The organism is Cronbergia sp. UHCC 0137, from assembly GCF_034932285.1.
Lineage (GTDB): Bacteria > Cyanobacteriota > Cyanobacteriia > Cyanobacteriales > Nostocaceae > Cronbergia.
On sequence record NZ_JAYGHC010000029.1, the window covers coordinates 22,148 to 40,986 of the forward strand.

20 protein-coding genes are annotated in these 18,839 nt (G+C 36.0%); 16 read left to right on the plus strand and 4 right to left on the minus strand.

The genetic code is table 11. The features are described from left to right. Nucleotides 1-84 precede the first annotated feature (84 nt). Nucleotides 85-450, minus strand: coding sequence for a hypothetical protein (locus tag VB711_RS15920; RefSeq protein ID WP_323287123.1), 366 nt, complete (start codon nucleotides 448-450; stop codon nucleotides 85-87). Between the two features lie 63 nt (nucleotides 451-513). Here VB711_RS15920 and moaA point away from each other — a divergent pair, with 63 nt between their 5' ends. From moaA to VB711_RS15980, 12 genes are all read left to right on the plus strand, one after another. Beyond that, nucleotides 514-1,500: a GTP 3',8-cyclase MoaA gene (gene moaA / locus VB711_RS15925; RefSeq protein ID WP_323287124.1), complete on the plus strand. Its 987-nt coding sequence runs from the start codon at nucleotides 514-516 to the stop codon at nucleotides 1,498-1,500. A gap of 86 nt (nucleotides 1,501-1,586) precedes the next feature. Further along, nucleotides 1,587-2,588 (plus strand): glycosyltransferase family 2 protein, encoded by a 1,002-nt coding sequence (locus VB711_RS15930; RefSeq protein ID WP_323287126.1) that lies wholly within the window; start codon nucleotides 1,587-1,589, stop codon nucleotides 2,586-2,588. 49 nt (nucleotides 2,589-2,637) lie between these two features. Beyond that, nucleotides 2,638-4,092: an NAD(P)/FAD-dependent oxidoreductase gene (locus tag VB711_RS15935; protein WP_323287127.1), complete on the plus strand. Its 1,455-nt coding sequence runs from the start codon at nucleotides 2,638-2,640 to the stop codon at nucleotides 4,090-4,092. Nucleotides 4,093-4,289: 197 nt separating this feature from the next. Then, a complete protein-coding gene (locus tag VB711_RS15940) occupies nucleotides 4,290-5,267 on the plus strand; it encodes an NAD(P)-dependent oxidoreductase (protein ID WP_323287128.1) in 978 nt (325 codons plus the stop codon). Between the two features lie 48 nt (nucleotides 5,268-5,315). Further along, complete coding sequence (locus VB711_RS15945; RefSeq protein WP_323287129.1) at nucleotides 5,316-6,209, plus strand: glycosyltransferase; 894 nt, start codon at nucleotides 5,316-5,318, stop codon at nucleotides 6,207-6,209. Between the two features lie 22 nt (nucleotides 6,210-6,231). Further along, a complete protein-coding gene (locus VB711_RS15950; RefSeq protein WP_323287130.1) occupies nucleotides 6,232-7,893 on the plus strand; it encodes an alkaline phosphatase family protein in 1,662 nt (553 codons plus the stop codon). After that, a complete protein-coding gene (locus VB711_RS15955; protein ID WP_323287131.1) occupies nucleotides 7,890-8,771 on the plus strand; it encodes a sulfotransferase in 882 nt (293 codons plus the stop codon). Before VB711_RS15950 ends, VB711_RS15955 begins: the two co-directional genes overlap by 4 nt. After that, nucleotides 8,752-9,333, plus strand: coding sequence for a hypothetical protein (locus VB711_RS15960; protein WP_323287132.1), 582 nt, complete (start codon nucleotides 8,752-8,754; stop codon nucleotides 9,331-9,333). The genes VB711_RS15955 and VB711_RS15960 overlap by 20 nt, the downstream gene beginning before the upstream one ends. Nucleotides 9,334-9,564: 231 nt before the next feature. Next, entirely contained in the window at nucleotides 9,565-10,572 is a 1,008-nt protein-coding gene (locus VB711_RS15965) for a GNAT family N-acetyltransferase (RefSeq protein ID WP_323287133.1), read from the plus strand. Nucleotides 10,573-10,672: 100 nt separating this feature from the next. After that, on the plus strand, nucleotides 10,673-12,133 hold the full coding sequence (locus tag VB711_RS15970) for a lipopolysaccharide biosynthesis protein (RefSeq protein ID WP_323287134.1): 1,461 nt from the start codon (nucleotides 10,673-10,675) through the stop codon (nucleotides 12,131-12,133). Between the two features lie 23 nt (nucleotides 12,134-12,156). After that, the gene (locus tag VB711_RS15975) at nucleotides 12,157-13,044 is read left to right on the plus strand and encodes a glycosyltransferase family 2 protein (RefSeq protein ID WP_323287135.1); all 888 of its coding nucleotides are present in this window, start codon (nucleotides 12,157-12,159) and stop codon (nucleotides 13,042-13,044) included. A 98-nt stretch (nucleotides 13,045-13,142) separates the two neighbouring features. Continuing rightward, a complete protein-coding gene (locus tag VB711_RS15980) occupies nucleotides 13,143-13,274 on the plus strand; it encodes a hypothetical protein (RefSeq protein ID WP_323287136.1) in 132 nt (43 codons plus the stop codon). Nucleotides 13,275-13,295: 21 nt separating this feature from the next. On the opposite strand, the gene VB711_RS15985 is transcribed toward VB711_RS15980, so the two are convergent. From VB711_RS15985 to VB711_RS15995, 3 genes are all read right to left on the minus strand, one after another. Continuing rightward, complete coding sequence (locus VB711_RS15985) at nucleotides 13,296-14,846, minus strand: GTP-binding protein (protein ID WP_323287137.1); 1,551 nt, start codon at nucleotides 14,844-14,846, stop codon at nucleotides 13,296-13,298. A 455-nt stretch (nucleotides 14,847-15,301) separates the two neighbouring features. Next, entirely contained in the window at nucleotides 15,302-16,282 is a 981-nt protein-coding gene (hemB, locus tag VB711_RS15990; protein ID WP_323287138.1) for a porphobilinogen synthase, read from the minus strand. A gap of 247 nt (nucleotides 16,283-16,529) precedes the next feature. Continuing rightward, nucleotides 16,530-16,889: a DUF4870 domain-containing protein gene (locus VB711_RS15995; protein ID WP_323287139.1), complete on the minus strand. Its 360-nt coding sequence runs from the start codon at nucleotides 16,887-16,889 to the stop codon at nucleotides 16,530-16,532. Nucleotides 16,890-17,054: 165 nt separating this feature from the next. Here VB711_RS15995 and VB711_RS16000 point away from each other — a divergent pair, with 165 nt between their 5' ends. The 4 genes from VB711_RS16000 to VB711_RS16015 all read left to right on the plus strand — a co-directional run bounded on the left by VB711_RS16000 (nucleotide 17,055) and on the right by VB711_RS16015 (nucleotide 18,767). Beyond that, nucleotides 17,055-17,405 (plus strand): protein kinase domain-containing protein, encoded by a 351-nt coding sequence (locus VB711_RS16000; protein ID WP_323287140.1) that lies wholly within the window; start codon nucleotides 17,055-17,057, stop codon nucleotides 17,403-17,405. Nucleotides 17,406-17,571: 166 nt separating this feature from the next. Continuing rightward, on the plus strand, nucleotides 17,572-17,841 hold the full coding sequence (locus VB711_RS16005) for a hypothetical protein (RefSeq protein ID WP_323287141.1): 270 nt from the start codon (nucleotides 17,572-17,574) through the stop codon (nucleotides 17,839-17,841). Then, nucleotides 17,838-18,236 carry a type II toxin-antitoxin system VapC family toxin gene (locus VB711_RS16010; RefSeq protein ID WP_323287142.1) on the plus strand — a complete coding sequence of 133 codons (399 nt, stop codon included), beginning with the start codon at nucleotides 17,838-17,840 and terminating at the stop codon, nucleotides 18,234-18,236. Before VB711_RS16005 ends, VB711_RS16010 begins: the two co-directional genes overlap by 4 nt. 84 nt (nucleotides 18,237-18,320) lie before the next feature. Further along, nucleotides 18,321-18,767 (plus strand): DUF29 domain-containing protein, encoded by a 447-nt coding sequence (locus tag VB711_RS16015; RefSeq protein WP_323287143.1) that lies wholly within the window; start codon nucleotides 18,321-18,323, stop codon nucleotides 18,765-18,767. The last annotated feature ends 72 nt before the right edge of the window (nucleotides 18,768-18,839 follow it).

The window sequence follows — 18,839 nt, forward strand, 5'->3', positions numbered from 1 at the left end:
ATCTTCCTCCTGACTCCTGACTCCTGACTCCTGACTCCTAGCCCTAACCAAAAGACTTTTTCCTCAAATCATATATTAGTTCTTTTATTTCCGGTTGTTTGAGAAATACACAACTCTGGCATCTAATTTACGCGATCGCAATACTATTTCCAACCTTTTAGCGGTAGCATAATCTTTAAATGCACCAACATGAATATAAGTACCTAAACGATTTCGGGAAATAAAGGCATCGGGTACACATTTCCGTACAGTCTTAAATTTTTTTTCCTCATTTCCTGGAATTACAACAACATAAGGATAACCGGATCTTTGTCCTAAAATAATTACTTTTCCCTGTTGAACCGTGTTGAAGTTTGATGACTTGGAAAATGGGAAACAATCATCTGCATAAGCAGTCATGACCATCAATCCCCAAGCAATTCCTGTAGCTATAAAAACAGACCAATTCATTTTTGCTAATATCGTCAATATATTACCCAGTGGAAAAATAAATCCCTTTCTCCTTTTACCAACATGAACCAAGTAGATTATCTACGGGTTAGTTTAACAGATCGCTGTAATTTTCGCTGCCAATACTGTATGCCAGAAGGCGCGGAACTTAATTATCTCATCAAACCACAATTGTTGAACGATGAGGAACTTTTGACCTTGATTAAAGAGGTGTTTATACCTGTTGGCTTTACCCGCTTTCGTTTGACTGGTGGTGAACCTTTATTGCGTCCCGGTGTGGTAGATTTGGTGAGAGCGATCGCTTCTTTACCCCAAACCCAAGACATCGCTATGACTACCAATGGGTTTTTACTAGCACCAATCGCCCAAAACCTCTATGATGCTGGTCTGAAACGCATTAATATTAGCCTAGATTCCCTTGATTCTCAAATTTTTGACGCAATCATTGGTAATCGTGGTAAAGGGCTTTGGCAGCAAGTTTGGCAGGGGATTCAAGCAGCTTATTCTGTGGGATTTGACCCGTTAAAATTAAATGTGGTAGTGATTCCCGGTGTGAATGACCATGAAATTCTAGATTTAGCTGCACTAACAATTGAGAAACAATGGCACGTCCGGTTTATTGAGTTTATGCCCATTGGGAATGGAGAATTATTTAGCGATCGCGGTTGGGTTGCTTCTGCCCAATTACGTCAAACTATTAGCGATCGCTGGGGTTTAACAGAATCGCAAATTCCTGGCAATGGACCTGCGGATATATTTCAAATTCCTGGTGCTAAAGGAACATTAGGATTTATTAGTCAGATGTCGGAATGTTTTTGCGATCGCTGTAACCGAATGCGTCTTTCTGCTGATGGTTGGTTACGTCCCTGTTTATTAAATGAAACTGGTCAAATTGATTTAAAAACTTCTCTCCGTGACGGTGTTAGTACCTCCCAACTCCAAGAACAAGTTAAGCAACTACTAACAATTAAACCAGAAATTAACTTTAAACAAAGGGACTCTGGTACAATTAATTCTTATAGTCGCACAATGTCCCAAATTGGCGGTTAAAAGTCATAGATAATAACTTGCTCAGAAAGTGTTCATCTGCGTTCAATTATTCTAAACATTGTATGCACTGATTCTCATAAACAATAATGAATCTACCAACAGAACTATCAATTTCAGTAATCATTCCCGTTCATAATGGTGGAGAAGCTTTCCGTCAATGTTTATCAAGTCTGAACATGGTTAAATCAATCATAACAGAAGTGATTGTAGTCGCTGATGGGGAAGCAGATAACTCTTGGCAAATAGCAGCAGAATGGGGAGCAAAGGTAATTCGAGTTCAGGAGAAAAGTGGACCAGCAAAAGCCAGAAATTTAGGGGCAAAATTGGCCAAAGGAGAGATATTTTTCTTTGTAGATGCTGATGTAGCGATCGCACCAAATACAATTAATCAAGTAAAATTAAATTTTCAAGAAAATGCCAATTTAGCCGCTTTAATTGGTTCTTATGACGATGCTCCAGGAGCGAGTAATTTTCTGTCTCAATACAAAAATCTGTTCCATCATTATACCCATCAAAATGCTAACGAAGACGCTTTCACTTTTTGGGGGGCTTGCGGTGCAATTCGCCGGGATATATTCTTAATTATGGGAGGGTTTGATGAAAACTATCGTCGTCCCTGTGTGGAAGATATTGAGTTAGGCTATCGGCTCAAAAATTCAGGTTACAAAATTAAATTAGACAAAACTTTGCAAGTCAAACATTTAAAACGATGGGAAATCATATCTTTAATTAAAGCAGAAGTGAGCGATCGCGCCTTACCTTGGACTCAATTAATTCTCCGTCAAGGAAAAATGCCCTCTGATCTAAATCTCGGTTGGTCAACCCGACTGAGTATAATTCTAGTCTACTCGCTTTTAATTACTTTAATTGCTTCTTGGTGGCAATGGCAGTTACTTTTAATCACCGTGCCTATCTGTATATTACTGCTCATAATTAACGCTCCCGTCTACCGCTTCTTTGTTTATAAACGTGGTTTTTTATTTGCTTTACAAGTTTTACCTTGGCACTGGTTTTACTACTTTTATAGTGGTTTAGCATTTATTCTCGGTATATTCTTCTTTAAATTTTCTAGTTATGCTGTACAGTAATATAAATATTTGATCCTAGTCAAAAAAAGAATTACGGGTATTGGTATTTATGCAAAATCAGACTGTACTAATAATTGGTGCTGGACCAGCAGGATTAACATCTGCATACGAATTAATTAAACAAGACATTCAACCAACCATCATAGAACAAGCGGACTGTGTAGGAGGAATTTCTCGTACAGAAACCTATAAAGGCTATCGCTTTGATATTGGTGGTCATAGATTTTATACTAAAGTTAGCGAAATTCAACAGCTTTGGGTAGAAGTATTAGGAAATGACCTACTCAAAGTTCCTCGTCTATCTCGCATCTATTACAAAAGTAAATTTTTCAACTATCCCTTAGAACTAAATAACGCCTTATTCACTCTGGGAATTATTAACAGTTTATTAATATTATACAGTTATCTGCAATCTAAAATTAAACCATATCCAAAAGAAGAAAACTTTGAAGAGTGGGTTTCTAATAGATTTGGCAAACGTTTATATCAGACATTCTTTAAAACCTATACTGAAAAAGTCTGGGGCATTTCTTGTACAGAAATTCGAGCAGACTGGGCAGCGCAACGCATTCAAGGGATGTCATTAAAAAGAGCAATTCTTAATAGCCTATTTAAAGATAACCGAACTAAATCATTGATTAAGGAATTTCTATATCCAGAACTTGGTCCGGGGATGATGTGGGAGAAATTTCAAGAAATTATTACCAATCAAGGGGCTAAAATTCATCTCAACACCAAAGTCAATCAGATTTATCATCAAAATAATCAGATTCAATCCATTAGTGTGGAACAGAAAAATAAAACTGCTTATTTCCCAGCCGATCATTTTATTTCTAGTATGCCATTGACAACTTTAATCCTACGACTAGAACCACCAGCACCACCAGCAGTTTTGCAAGCAGCACGCAGTCTGAAATATCGAGATTTCTTAATTGTAGCTTTAATCATTGATCAAGCAGATTTATTTCCTGATCAATGGATTTATATCCACAGTCCTGAATTTAAAGTAGGACGGATTCAGAACTTTAAAAATTGGAGTGCAGCAATGATTCCAGATAATCAAAAGACTTGTCTGGGAATGGAGTATTTTTCTTCCCAAGGGGACGATATTTGGTCAATGTCTGATAGCCAGTTAATTAGACTTGCTAGTAATGAAATTGTCGATTTAAAATTACTCTCAAATATTAAAAAAATTGAAGATGCTACAGTGATTAGACAAAAAAAAGCTTATCCTGTTTATGATCAGGAATATCGTCAGCATTTACAAGTTATTCAAGATTATTTACAGAATTTTGATAATTTACAAACCATTGGACGTAATGGAATGCACCGTTATAATAATCAAGATCATTCCATGTTAACGGGATTATTAGCAGCAAAAAATTTAATGGGAGAAAAACATGATTTGTGGAAAGTAAATACAGAACGCTCCTACTATGAAGAGTTTATCAAAAAAGACGTGAGAAATCTAAATGTTAACCTTAATGAAAATTTTGCTAATTAATGATTTTGTCTTTGCGAGATGGGTTAAAACAGCGAGGACATGATGCTCTTTGTTTTGCCATTTCTGCTCAATCTAGTGATTTAAACTGAACAGCGCTTTGTTGACCAATTCATTAAAATATACCAAAGAATGATTTGAACAAATTAGCTTTGGATTAGAATTGTTGATATTGCAAATCATATCAGGAGAAAATTAAGATGAGAATATTAGTAACAGGTGCATCAGGATTTATTGGTGGTTATTTAACTAAAATGCTAGTGGAAGCAGGACATAATGTTAAAACTCTTGTTCGTTGCCATAGTGATATTACACGATTAAAAGACTTAGATGTTGAGATTATATCAGGAGATATTAGGAACATTGAAGACTTAGAAAAAATAATGAAAGGCTGTGAACAAGTCTATCATGGAGCAGCACAAAGGACACAGCCAAAAATCCCCAAAAAAGATTATTATTCAGTCAATGTAGATGGTAGTAGAAATATAGCCCAAACTGCGATCAAAACAGATGTCAAAAGGTTAGTTTATTTAAGTACAGCCGGTGTGTATGGGACTATTAAACAAGTTAAAGTAGATGAAAATACACCATGCTATCCAAATACCTATTATCGGACAACAAAATGGTTAGGAGAAAAAGTGTTGTTAAGTTATTATCAACAACATAATTTACCTGTAGTCATAGCAAGATTGTCAGGAGTTTGTGGTGCAGGTTCTTTAAATTGGTTGGGGCTAGTTAAAGCGATCGCTACTCCAAATTTTCGTTTAATTGGTACAGGAAATAACGAGTATCACCTAACAGATATTCAAGATATTATCACAGGGTTAAAATTGTGTGCAGACAAACCCAATATTGAAGGTAAAACCTATAATATTGCAGCAAAAGAATCAATGAAAGTCAAAAATATTGTTAATCTAATTGCTGAAAATTTGAACATAGTTCAACCAAGCCAACATTTACCCTCTTTACCTTATCATACTTTTAGTACAATGACTGAATGGTTTTATACAACCTTTAAACGACAACTTCCTGGTCATCATCGTTATGATATGTTTGTTGGTAATCGTAGTCTGAATATTTCTAAAGCCATAGCTGAGTTAGATTATTCTCCCCAAATTTTACCACCAGCAGCAATTAAGATTTTAATTAATTGGTATCAGGAAAAAGACTATGTTTAAAATTCTCGTAGTTGTAATCATCAAGATTATTTTTTTTAACCCTGATCTATGACATTTCCTTTTTTTTCAATTATTATTCCTACTTATGCTCGTCCACAACAGTTGTCAAGCTGTTTACAAGCATTATCTAAACTCAATTATCCTGATGATAAGTTTGAAGTAATTATTGTCGATGATGGTAGTCCTATATCCTTAAATCAAATCATTTCCGAGTGGCAATCTCAACTTAACATCACTCTACTAAAACAACCTAATCAAGGACCATCTATAGCGCGAAATTTAGGAGCTAGTTATGCAAAAGGAGAATTTTTAGCCTTTACTGATGATGACTGTATTCCTGCTGCTGCTTGGTTAGAAGAATTTGCTAGTCAGTTGCTTAAAACTCCCAACTGTTTGATAGGTGGACAAATAGTTAATGCTTTGGTTGAAAATATTTATGCTACTAGCAGTCAACTATTAATTGATTACCTTTACGAATACTATAACAAACAAAATACTAAAACTCGTCAGACTAGCTTTTTCACCTCCAATAACTTTGCTATTTCTAGAGAAATATTTAATAGTCTTGGGGGTTTTGGTAAATTCAGATTAGCTGCGGCCGAAGATCGGGAATTGTGCGATCGCGCTTTACAATTAGGCTATGAAATGGTATATATTCCTGAAGCATTAGTTTATCATGCCCATCACCTAAACCTAGTTCAATTCTGGCAACAGCATTTTAACTATGGCCGTGGTGCTATCCATTTCAATCAAGCGCGAGCAAACCGGGGGTTAGGAAAAATTCAACCAGAACCATCCCCTTTTTACACAAACCTATTCCTTTATCCCTTTCGTCAAGGATTTTTCTATCGCGCTCCTTTGATCTCAGGATTACTATTACTATCACAAATAGCCCATAGCACAGGCTGTTTTTGGGAAAGACGTACAGCATATAAAAAATAATTACACATTCATAAAAACTTTGATGAAAAACCCTATTCTTGCCATTGGATTAGACGCAACCGATCCCGTATTTTTAGAAAAATGGATGGATCAAGGTTATTTAAAAAACTTAAATCAACTGCGATCGCAAGGCATCTATGGTCGTCTTCATAATACTATTGAATATAACAGAGATAAAACTGAAAAAATTACCAATACCGAATGCCTATGGACAGTTTTTAACACAGGATGCCTACCCAATAAAACCGGATATTGGAGTCCTGTTAAATACTCCCAAGAGAACTATACAGCCACCTACGATTCCATATATGGAGGCTATAACTATCAAGAATACCTCCCCTTTTACGCTTTACCAAAGAACAAACGAATTGGGATTTTTGATGTACCATTAACAACTTTGTGCCACCAAGTCCAAGGGTTACAAGTTCTGGGTTGGGGAGGACATAATTTTTTTACTCCCAGGCATTCTCTCCCCTCCGAACTTTTTGCAGAATTAGCTCAAAAACACAGTCAGGATTTAATTTATCAAAAAGATACAGGCATTTGGTGGGATAAGAAATACCAAAAATGGCTACCAGAAGCATTAAAAACTAATATTGCTAGACGTTCGGCCATTTGTCAAGACTTACTAAGTCGGGAATCTTGGGATTTATTTCTCACAGTTTTTACCGAAACTCATACAGCCGGCCATGATTTGTATAATCGTAGTCAACCTGATCACCCTTTATATTCAACCTCAAAACAAGATTATGGTTCATCAGATGTCATGTTAGAAGTTTATCAGCAAATTGACCATGAGATTGGAGAAATAATCAGTCAAGTTTCAGAAAACACTCATATTCTGATCTTTTCTGTTCACGGTATGGAAATCAATAATGATGATTTATTTGGAATGTTATTTCTACCGGAATTAATGTATCGCTTGAGTTTTCCTGGAAAAACTGCGATCGCTCCCGGTCATATTAACACACCACCACCTGCTATGATCACTCATCCTGTCAGACATTCTTGGTTAGGGGAAGTTTGGGCTAGAAATACACCCGAAAACTGGGCGCAAAAATTATTTGGTTCATGGACTCCTACTAACTTTCTTCATAATCCTAAAAATGGCTTAGATTGTCCATTTTCTTTATTAGAAGAAGAAGATAGTCTGGCCTGGATGCCAACACGTTGGTATCAACCATTGTGGCATCAAATGAAAGCCTTTGCTCTACCAGTATTTACTGGTGGAGATATTCGTTTAAACCTGAAAGGCAGGGAAAGTCAGGGAATAGTTGAACTACGGGAATATGATCAACTTTGTAACCAAATTACCCAATATCTCTTTGATCTTCGAGATGGGAGAACAGGCAAACCAATTGTTAAAGATGTGATTCGCACTCGTCCATCACCAATGGACAATGATACTAAAATATCTGATGGAGATCTGGCTGTAATTTGGCACGAATTAGCCACGGATGTGATTGATAGTCCTGATTTTGGACGGATAGGACCAGTTCCTTATTTTCGACCGGGGGGACATACAGCAAGAGGCTTTTTGATGGCAAAGGGTCCTGGTATTACTCCTAATTCCACTTTAGAAAAAGGAAGTACGGTGGATTTAAGTGCAACTATTTTAAATTTGATGAATGTGCCAATTCCAGACTATTTTGATGGTAAACCTCTGTTAAATTTAAATCTATGACTAATTTAATCGGGACAACTTCAATCCTAAACAAACAACAAGGAAGACTACCAAATTTGATTATAATTGGTGGTATGAAATGTGGAACAACCAGTTTACATTATTACCTTAATTGCCATCCTCAAATTTCTATGTCAAGAGAGAAGGAACTAAACTTTTTTATTGAAGAAAGAAATTGGCATAAAGGAATAGAATGGTATAAATCTCAGTTTAGAGGTAACGCCAAAATTTATGGAGAAACATCCCCCAATTATACTATATATCCTCATTACCAAGGAATATCCCAACGAATGTATGAAACTATTCCTAATACAAAATTAATTTATATTATCAGAGATCCTATCGAACGAATTATTTCTGAATATGTCCATAAATATAGTGATGGACGGGAAGACAGGACAATTACAGAAGCTTTGGCAGATATTGAAGATAATTTTTATGTATCTCGTAGTCAATATTATCGACAGTTAAAACAATATTTATTGTATTTTGCAAAGTCTAATATTCTAGTTTTAACAACAGAAGAACTATTTAATTTTCCGCAAATAACACTTCAAAAAATCTGTAGATTTTTAGGTGTAACTGATAATGTTGATATGATTAAATATAATAAAAAATTACATCTATCTATCCATAAATCCAAAAAAAATAATATAGGAAAATATATTTCTAAACTTCCTGTTATTAACCAGATTAATCGGTTGCCTTCCAATATTAGATTCCATATAAACAGAATTATTTATTTTCCATTTTCCAGTCCAGTAGAAAAACCTGTATTAAATCAGGAGTTAAGAATCCGATTGAACAACTACCTAAAAGATGATATTAAATGTTTACGAGAATACACAGGAAGAGATTTTGAAGAATGGAGTCTTTAAAATTATGAAAAATAATCAATTTAAGGAAAATATTGCAAAATTATTAGATGCTATCCAGCTTTATTTTCCTGCTGCTTATGGTGGTTTCATCAATCGAGTCCTTTGGAAAGATATCAAAACATACTGCTTATTTATTGGTTATCCAAGAAGTGGACATAGTTTAATTGGTGCATTATTAAATGCCCATCCTAACATGATTATTGCCCATGAATTAGGAGACTTAAAGTATGCTTATTTAGGATTTAGACGATGGCAACTTTATTATCTGTTAATGAAAAAAGCGCAATGGGCATCTAAGAAAGATATAACTTTAGGTGGATATAATTATTACGTTCCTAGTCAATGGCAAGGAAAAGTTAACCAATTACAAGTCATTGGAGATAAACAGGGAGAAGGAACTATCTTAAGAATTTCAGCCAATTGTGGACATTTGCAACAGTTACGTCAGATAATTAATGTTCAAATCAAATTTATCCATATTATGAGAAACCCCTATGATAATATTAGCACGATATCTAGAAAGACCGCAAAACTGAATTTTGATTTAACCGTGCTGAAATAGTTTTTAAATCCCCACAAAAAAGCCGTCATAGTATATATTGGACACCTGAATTAATTGCTTATGTAAAAATGAAAATTGAAAAGTATCCATTTTTAGAGGGTTATACTTATGAAAATTAGAGGTTTCAAATTCTATTTGATCAGAGCAAAAAATTGTTTGACTAGAAGATGAATATTAAAAATACCTGAATATTTTGACGGAAAACCCTTATTTTAATTTAACCAAACTTCTATGAGTCGAGAATTAACCGCCCGATTTTTAACCGAAAGTGAGTATGAAAAATGGACAAAATTTGTCTCAGATTCTCCCACTGGAAATATTTATAGTTTGCCTGACTATTTAGATGTCTTATGTCAAATAACGGGAGATAGTTTTCGAGTATTAGGAGTTTTTCAAGGAACAGAATTAGTGGGAGGCATTGCCCTTTATGAAACTTGGTCTCCTTTTTCCCTGGTAGCAGTAGCATCACCTCGATCGCTCTTATCCCTTCACAGTCCAATTTTGAAATATTATCCTAGTCAGTATCCTAGTAAAATTAGAGCTAAATATGTTGCTATTTTAGAAACTTTAATTAACAAATTATTAGAATTACCTTATGTTTATTTAAACCTGAGTATTTCTCATTTAATTAATGATCTAAGACCTTTTTTAAAAGTGAAATGGCAAGTTTTTCCTAACTATAGTTATATCATTAACCTTGAAGATATAGGGAAAGTTTGGCAAAAAATAGAGCAAAATTTACGGCGTTTAGTCGAACGAGGCATAAAAAATAATTTAAAATTTACCCATGACGATGATTTTGACAGTTTTTACAAATTACATTCAGAAACATATCAAAGAAAAGGACTTAAATTATATTTGTCAGAAAATCAGTATCGAAAATATTATCAACTTTTGCAAGAAAAAAACCTTTGTCAACTTCATCAAGTCCGTTTAAGTAATGGGCAATCTATCGGAGCTTTTTTGGTACTAACAGACTATAATTCTCATAGTTATACTGTTTGCGCTGGTAGTGATGATAATTACTTAAATCTTGGTAGTTCTCCTTTTCTACGGTGGAAATCATTTGAAAAATTAGCCGAGCTTGGTTATCAAAGTAATGATTTAAGAGGTGCTTCTTTGAGTACAGTTAATAATTTTAAAAATCAATTAGGTGGTGAACTAATTACAAATTGGATAGTAATAAAACCGCCACATTTTAGTTATATTATATATCGAAAATTGACTTTTAAACATTAAGGTAAAAACTTAAAAAATAAGCTCAATTGAGCAAGTCCAAACAAAGATTAATCAATATTCATTCCTATCAGGTTATACTTATGATAGTTAAAAACATCAAATGAACATTAAAAGCAAAACTATTCAGGGAGTTTTCTGGTCGGGGATTCAAAATTGGGGAAGTCAAGCTGGCTCATTTATTGTCTTTTTAATTTTAGCCCGTTTATTAAGCCCTAAAGATTTTGGTCTAGTAGCATTAGCCAATGTTTTTATTAACTTTATGCAAATCTTCTTGAATCAAGGTTTTGCTCATGCTTTAATTCAAAAACAGAACTTAGAAGAAAAAGATATCAATACAGCTTTTTGGACACAGGTTTTTGTGGGTTTTTTCCTAACTACTCTCACTTTGAGTAGTGCTAATTTTATTGCTTTTACCTTTAATCAACCTCGTTTAACTCTGACAATTCAAGTTCTTTCTATACTATTTATTATCGCTTCACTTAGGCAAACTCAAGTGACTTTATTGAACCGTGAGTTTAAATTTAAAGTCATGGCTACCTGTTCTTTATTAGGCATTTTCTTCGCTGGAATAGTAGGAATTTTAATGGCTTTTTGGGGTTATGGTGTTTGGAGTTTAGTAGGACAACAGTTAACCTATGAAATCATGGAGGTCATTGTTTTATGGACAGCTAGTACATGGCGACCTAAATTCCAATTTTCTTGGCAAGCCTTATCCCAATTATATAGGTTTAGTCTTAATCTTTTAGCATACAAATTATTAGAATTTTTTAATCAAAGGACAGATAATCTATTAATTGGTTATTTTTTAGGAGAAGTGGCACTAGGCTATTATGCAATTTCCCATCGAATTTTACAAGTTCTAACTCAATTATTAATTGGAACTTTAAATCAAGTTGCTTTACCGACTTTTTCTCGCTTACAGGATAACCCCAAACAGTTTCTATCTGCTTTTTATCAAGCTACTCAATTTACCAGTTTAATTGCGTTTCCCATCTTTTCTGCGATTATTCTTCTCAGTCCACAATTAGTAATAACTCTATTTGGTGAACACTGGAGAAGTGCTATTCCTATCCTACAAATTCTTCCCTTAACGGGAATTATTCGAGCCGTTTCTTTCTTTCAACGCTCTGCTTTTATTGCAATGGGTCAACCTTCAATACAGATGAAATTAGGCTTGCTGAATGCTATTGTTAATGTCATTGCTTGTTTGATAGCTTTACATTGGGGAATCTTAGCTGTTGCATCTGCTTATGTCATTAGTGATTATCTGGTTTTTCCTTTAGGACAATGGCTTTTAAGCAAATTAATTTCTCTGTCTTGTAAAACCTATTTATCTCAATTTTTAGCCCCAGTTACCAGTACAATAATCATGGTTTCAGTTATCTTTATCATTCAACAATCTCTCACCTCTATTCTTAGTCTTCAACTCAATTTAATCATTTGCTGTAGCATAGGATTTATTGTGTATACTCTTTCGATAAAATTGCTTTTTCCTGAGTTATTTTCCCATGTTTTTACGCTGGTCGCCTTATTACGATCTTCTCCTCAAACCAACTCCTAATAAAACGTATTACAACCATAGCGATGCTCACTTTTTCCATTATTATTCCTACCTATAATCGTCCTGAAAGATTAAAGACTTGCTTAGATTCCTTAACTCGTCTCAATTACCCATGCGATCGCTTTGAAGTTATTATTGTCGATGATGGTAGCGATCGCCCTCTTGATATCCTGGTGAAATCCTATGATAACGAAATTGAACTCAATTTAATTCGACAAGCTAATGCTGGTCCTGCTACAGCGAGAAATACAGGCGCTAAGGTGGCCAAAGGTCAATATTTAGCATTTACTGATGATGATTGTACCCCTGAACCAAATTGGCTATTAGCCCTCGAAAATGGCTTCTTGGAGACTCCAAATGGCCTCTTAGGGGGAAAAACTATAAATGCTCTACCAAACAATCTCTACTCCACTGCTAGTCAATTACTTATTGATTATCTCTACAACTATTACAATATAGATTCTTATGAAGCTAAGTTCTTCGCTTCTAATAATTTTGCGGTTTCTAGAGAATTATTTAACCAAGTAGGACAATTTGATATTACTTTTCCTTTAGCAGCCGGGGAAGATCGGGAATTTTGCCATCGCTGGTTATACCAAGATAACAAAATGATTTATATTCCAGAAGTTACTATTTATCATGCTCACAAACTGACATTAAAAACCTTTTGCCTTCAGCACTTCAATTATGGTCGCGGTGCTTTTTGTTTTCACCAAACTAGAATTACAGGTACTAATGAACCCATCAAAGTTGAGCCACTCAAGTTTTATTTAAATTTGCTAAACTATCCCTTTATGCAACAGTCAACCCAACCAGGGATGTTAATTACAATATTATTTTTGATATCACAGATAGCAAATGTAGTTGGTTTTTTTTGGGAACAGTGGCATCAATCAGCAAAGCGGTTTTAGTCAAATTTATATTGGGTTGACATCAGACAACCCAACTTACAAGCGATCGCTCTTAATTCTTCTTTATTTTGCTTAATGTTCTTTTCACAAGGCACAAAGTGCCTAAACTGAATAAACCAGATGTTGGGGAAAATTCAAAAGGAACAGGTGTAGCAGTAGTTGACTCAATTATGGCACTGACTAACGCAAGGCGATCGCACAAATTATTAGAGTTCTTGCAAAAGTCTTGATTTTCAAATTCTTTTGGATCATTACTTACTTTGACGCTGTTCTCCTTCTCTTTCCTCCAAAGTGTCTGTGAGAGGTTTTACTACTTTAGCGATCGCTTCCTTAACAAACACTTTAATAAACTCATCTTTGCGATTAATTTGAAACTGCTGTTGAACCACTTCCGTCATCCCCCCATCACCCCAATCTTGATCATGGCGAAAATATTCAATAAAACTTTTACCAGCAATTCTCGTTAAATAAGCTGCTGTCACACCTTGGATAGCCCTACCAATAATAAAAGTCGCAACATGAAGCTGTAGCGCAGTAGAAAATAACTCAATTGCTCCCTTCACTATACCTAAACCAGCAATAGTTTTTCCTAAAGATAGGGCTAACTCCCGTCCCCTTTCCATATTCAATTCACAACCATAAACCCTGCCAATTTCCACCACCATTTGAGCATTAACGGCGGCTGTTGCTAATAAATCTACCACAGGTAAAGGCGTAACCGACACCACCCCCGCACCAATCCATTGAAAACGTTCAACAATTTTATCAGCTTGACGACGACGTTGGGCATCAATTAGTTTTCGTGCTTCTTCCCCCAATCGCAGAGATTGTAAAAGAATGTTATCTGCAACTAAATCTTCACCTTCAGCCCGTAAAACAGAGGCCATGCGACGTAACAAAGGGATAATATCTGGTTCTGGTTGAAAAATTTCCCCCGTTTCCAATTGTGCTGGTTGGGGATTAGCAGCGATCGCTACCACATCATTAAAAGCAATAAAATCGCCCACCCGTTGACGCAACTTAGCCAAAATCGTCTCTTTATCTTCTTCAGTATATAAATCCGTCTTATTGAGAACCAAGAGCGATCGCTTGCCAATTTCCGCCAAACCCTTCAACGGCTCATATTCCGAACGCCTTAAATCATTATCCACCACAAACAACAACAAATCCGCTTCCGTCGCCAAAGCCCTCGCTAACTGTTCCCGTTCCGTTCCCGCAACCCCCGCTTCCAAAATCCCCGGTGTATCCGTAATTAAAATTTTCCGTTCCAACCCCTTCAACCGCAAACAATAGGTTTCTCCCACCTGAGTTGTCCCCATTGGTGCATCAACCCTACCCACCATTCGCCCCATTATCGCATTCACCAGCGAACTCTTCCCCGCACTCCCCGTCCCAAACACAATTACTTGAATTTCCCCCCGTGCTAAATTCGTCTCAATTTCCCGTGTCCGACTCAATAAAGCTTGACGTGTCACTTCATCTTGAATTTGCGCCACCTGTTGACGCACAGCATTAAGAGTAGAAGAAGCTGCATCAGACTTAGCTGCGGGGATTTGAGCCGCAGTTACTCGTCTCGGACTACGGCGTTGTTGCTCTCCTGATTGTAGTATAAACACATAATAAATAAAACCCCCAACCAAGCCCCCAATCAGTATAATTAACAGTAAAAGCAGTAAATTTCCCAGCAAAGGAGAATAAGATAACTGCCAATAAAGCCTAGTCAGGGAATCAATTAGCCATAGGGTTAAACCCAAAATGACAATCAGACCAACAATCAGTGTAACTAAGCGTGACAGAGGCATGAATGGCAAAGGTAAATGGGTATTAAATAGGGCTTGCTGAAAAAGTCTTTCCGTTAGGGCTAGGAGTCAGGAGTCAGGAGTCAGGAGTCAGGAGGAAGAATTAGAAGCAGATCAACAAGCCCTAAATACTATTAAAAATCACGGATTTAAAAGATTAACAGGATTTAGAATTTATCTTAATCTTGAGCCTGGTTATTCTCAACTGTCAGAATCAGGATTTACAGGATTAAAAGATTAACAGGATTAATTTTGGATTTCGGATTGTATTTAATGCTTCCGTAAGGGATACACTACTACACAAGCCTAGTCCACCTGCGTGGACTAATGAACAATCAAAGGTTTGAAACCCACGGAGGTGGGTTTTGTCTGTGTAGCCGCGACTTCTAGTCGCCAGGGCTTCTCCCATTCTTCCCCTTCTTACTCCTGACTCCTGACTCCTGACTCCTTCTAATATTTTAGCCTAACCATCTAGCTGCATCCTTCGCATGATAGGTCAAAATCAAATCAGCGCCAGCCCGTTTAAACCCAGTCAAAGTTTCCATCACCACACGCTGTTCATCAATCCAACCATTTAAAGCCGCAGCCTTAACCATCGCATACTCACCAGAGACATTGTAAGCAGCCACAGGTAGATTACTCGCTTCCTTCACCCGCCAAATAATATCCATATATGCTAAAGCTGGCTTCACCATCAGCATATCAGCACCTTCAGCAATATCTAATTCAATTTCTTTAATCGCTTCACGGGCGTTACCGGGGTCCATTTGGTAGGTTCTTCTGTCGCCAAATTGCGGTGTAGAGTCCGCAGCATCCCGAAAAGGCCCATAATAAGCCGAAGCATATTTAGCAGCATACGACATAATCGGCGTATCTGCAAATCCTGCCTCATCCAAACCCGCCCGAATAGCCTGTACAAAGCCATCCATCATTCCTGAAGGGGCGATAATATCAGCACCGGCTTTAGCTTGAGAAACTGCTGTTTTTTTCAGTAATTCCAAAGTAGGATCATTTAACACTTTTCCTGTCAAATCACCAACTTGTAAATAACCACAATGACCATGATTTGTATATTCACACAAACAAGTATCAACGATCACGATTAAATCGGGAACTGCTTCTTTAACTGCGGTTGCTGCTTTTTGGACAATTCCACAATCATGCCACGCACCAGTAGCATCTACATCTTTATCTTCAGGAATTCCAAATAAAATAATCGCCGGAATACCTAAATCATAAACCTCTTTAGCTTCGTCTACAATTTTATCTACTGAAAGTTGAAATACTCCCGGCATAGATTTCACTTCTTTAGCAACACTTTCACCGGGAACGGCAAATAATGGGTAAATTAAATCATTGGTTGTTAAAACGGTTTCGCGTACCATGCGGCGTAATTGAGGATGGGTACGTAACCGACGGGGACGATGGATAGGAAACATAAATTTTTATCAAGAAAAAAAAAGGCAATGTACACAAAATAAAGCGTCACAAAGGCAAGGTTTTAATCTATAACCTTCAGACACACTACAAGCAGTGCTTAACTGTCTTTTGCCCTACTGTTGATGAAGCTGTGGGGCAATTTCGTATTTTACAACTTGGATGACATATATCGCCAAAAGTGCCGAAAAAAATAATCTTAAAACTTCAACCAAGTTAATTTTTGGGATATTGTGTGAGCGGAAGTTGCTAAAAAACTCGGAAAATCAAGGGATAGCGACATGGTGTATCAGAATATGTTAACACCTGAGCGATCGCCCAAATTGTCAATCCCCAGTGTACCAGATATCCCAACCCTGCTAGTGGTAATAATACCACCAATGGCAACACTAACCAACCGGTCAGAAAAAATAGTGTTCCTAAAATTGCACCATAAAGCCAAACGTTAAAATGGAAATTAATTGATTCTTTGGCGTTCTCTTTCACTACTGAATCATCAGATACTAATAATAGAGCGATCGGTACACCAACGGAAACAATTGTCGTGCTGAAAAAAATCGCCCCGTGACACAAGGCTGATAAGAGTTTACGTTTATCGCTGTCGTACATTGTTTGTTCCTACTCGGTTCTGGTTAATTATTATATCAAGAATAAAGACACGATTCCAGACGACAACACCCCCAATTTTTCTAATAAGTCGGAGATATGAGAAAGATTGATGATATAATTCTTACAATATATTAAATTAATTCGGCAGTATCTACTATAAAAGGTATGATCATTTGGCAACCAATTCAACCTTTGGGTAGTGGTGGTTTTGGTATCACCTACAAAGCCAAAGAACCCAGCATAGGTAAATTATACGCCATCAAAACCCTAAACCACATAATGCAAAAACGGGATGATTTTGCAGAACAACAGGTTAAGTTTATTAACGAAGCCTTGACAATTAAAGGTTTTGACCATTTCCATATTCTCAAAGTCTATCAAGTCCTCAAAAAAGGTGATCTTTTTGGAGTGGTGATGGAATATGCTGAAGAACTTACTCCGAACTTGTTAAAGTTTCGGGAAGATTTGGTTTGGTGGTTCAACAACCTATTAATTTTAATATTCAACAACCCATAAATGTAGAGACGTTCCAACCTGCAAACCAAGAGGTACAATTAAAAATTTACCATCAAATTAATATTCAAAACATCAGACTTAAAACCAAAATCTTGTAAATCCTTAAATCCTGGATATCCTGATTCTGACAGTAATATAATATAGATATAATTTCTACTAAAAACCTATGCAATCCCTGAATATCACACTACCAGATACATTAGCAAATGCTCTCAATAGTTATATCGAAGATCAGAAAAATCCGTTACCTACTAATGATATTGTTGAAAATGCCATTATCGAATTTCTGAGTCAACGTGGTTATTTACCTCCAAAAAAACCAATCAACTTTACTCATACAACTAAGGGAAGTGGATTTTTGGATACATCGGTAAATCACGATCAAATTCTTGCTGAACAAATATACTCACAATCATTACCACCAAACACACCTTGAGAGCTATAATTGCCGATACTGGACCCCTTTATGCTGCTATAGATGTAGATGATCAATATCATCAGCGTTCCCAAATCCAAATACAAAGAATTAATGCAGAAAACTTAACAATTTTAGTCCCCTTTCCCGTTTATCTAGAAACATATAATCTTTTGCTGTATCGTTTGGGAACTGAACAAGCAATTAAATTTGCTAGAGATTGTATAGAATCAGTGTATTTTATTAACCCTTCCCAAGAGCAATATATAGCAGCAGCAGAAAAAGCTGCTCGTTTTCCAGATCAGAAAATTACTCTTTGTGATGCTGTTACTGCTATTTTATCTGAAGACATGAAATTACAAGTATGGACTTATGACTATCATTTTGATATTATGAAGGTGCAGGTATGGCGTTGAAATTCATTTCATCCTGATAAATCCTTAAATCCCGGATATCCTGATTCTGACAAAAATAAAAATTTATAATAAATACAAAACATTATGACTAAATCACCAATTCAAAATCTTTATCAAACAGACTTCGCGCTGTGGGTTCAAAACACAGTCAGCAAATTAAAATCTCAAAATTATAGTCATGTAGACTGGGAAAATTTAATTGAGGAGATAGAAGCTTTGGGGGGGAGAGATAGAAGAGAATTAGAAAGTCGATTAACTACCTTATTGGAACATTTACTCAAACGACGTTATGTAAAATTACCCGAATGTTATCGTGGTTGGGAAGTAACTATTAGCCGTACCCAACAGGAACTAAAACGGATTTTTAGAGATTCTCCCAGCTTGCGTAATTATTATTTAACCATCACCGATGAATGTTATCAAGATGCAATGAAAAACATGAGTAAGGAATATGATACCCAATTTCCTGAAGATTGTCCTTTCCCAAAAGATGTAGATAGTTTATTAACTGATAACTTTGATCATCTTTAAACTTTTTTGGGTTGTGCTGTCCCTTAACCACAACTATCTACCACAATCAGCATTTACAAGATAAATCTAAGG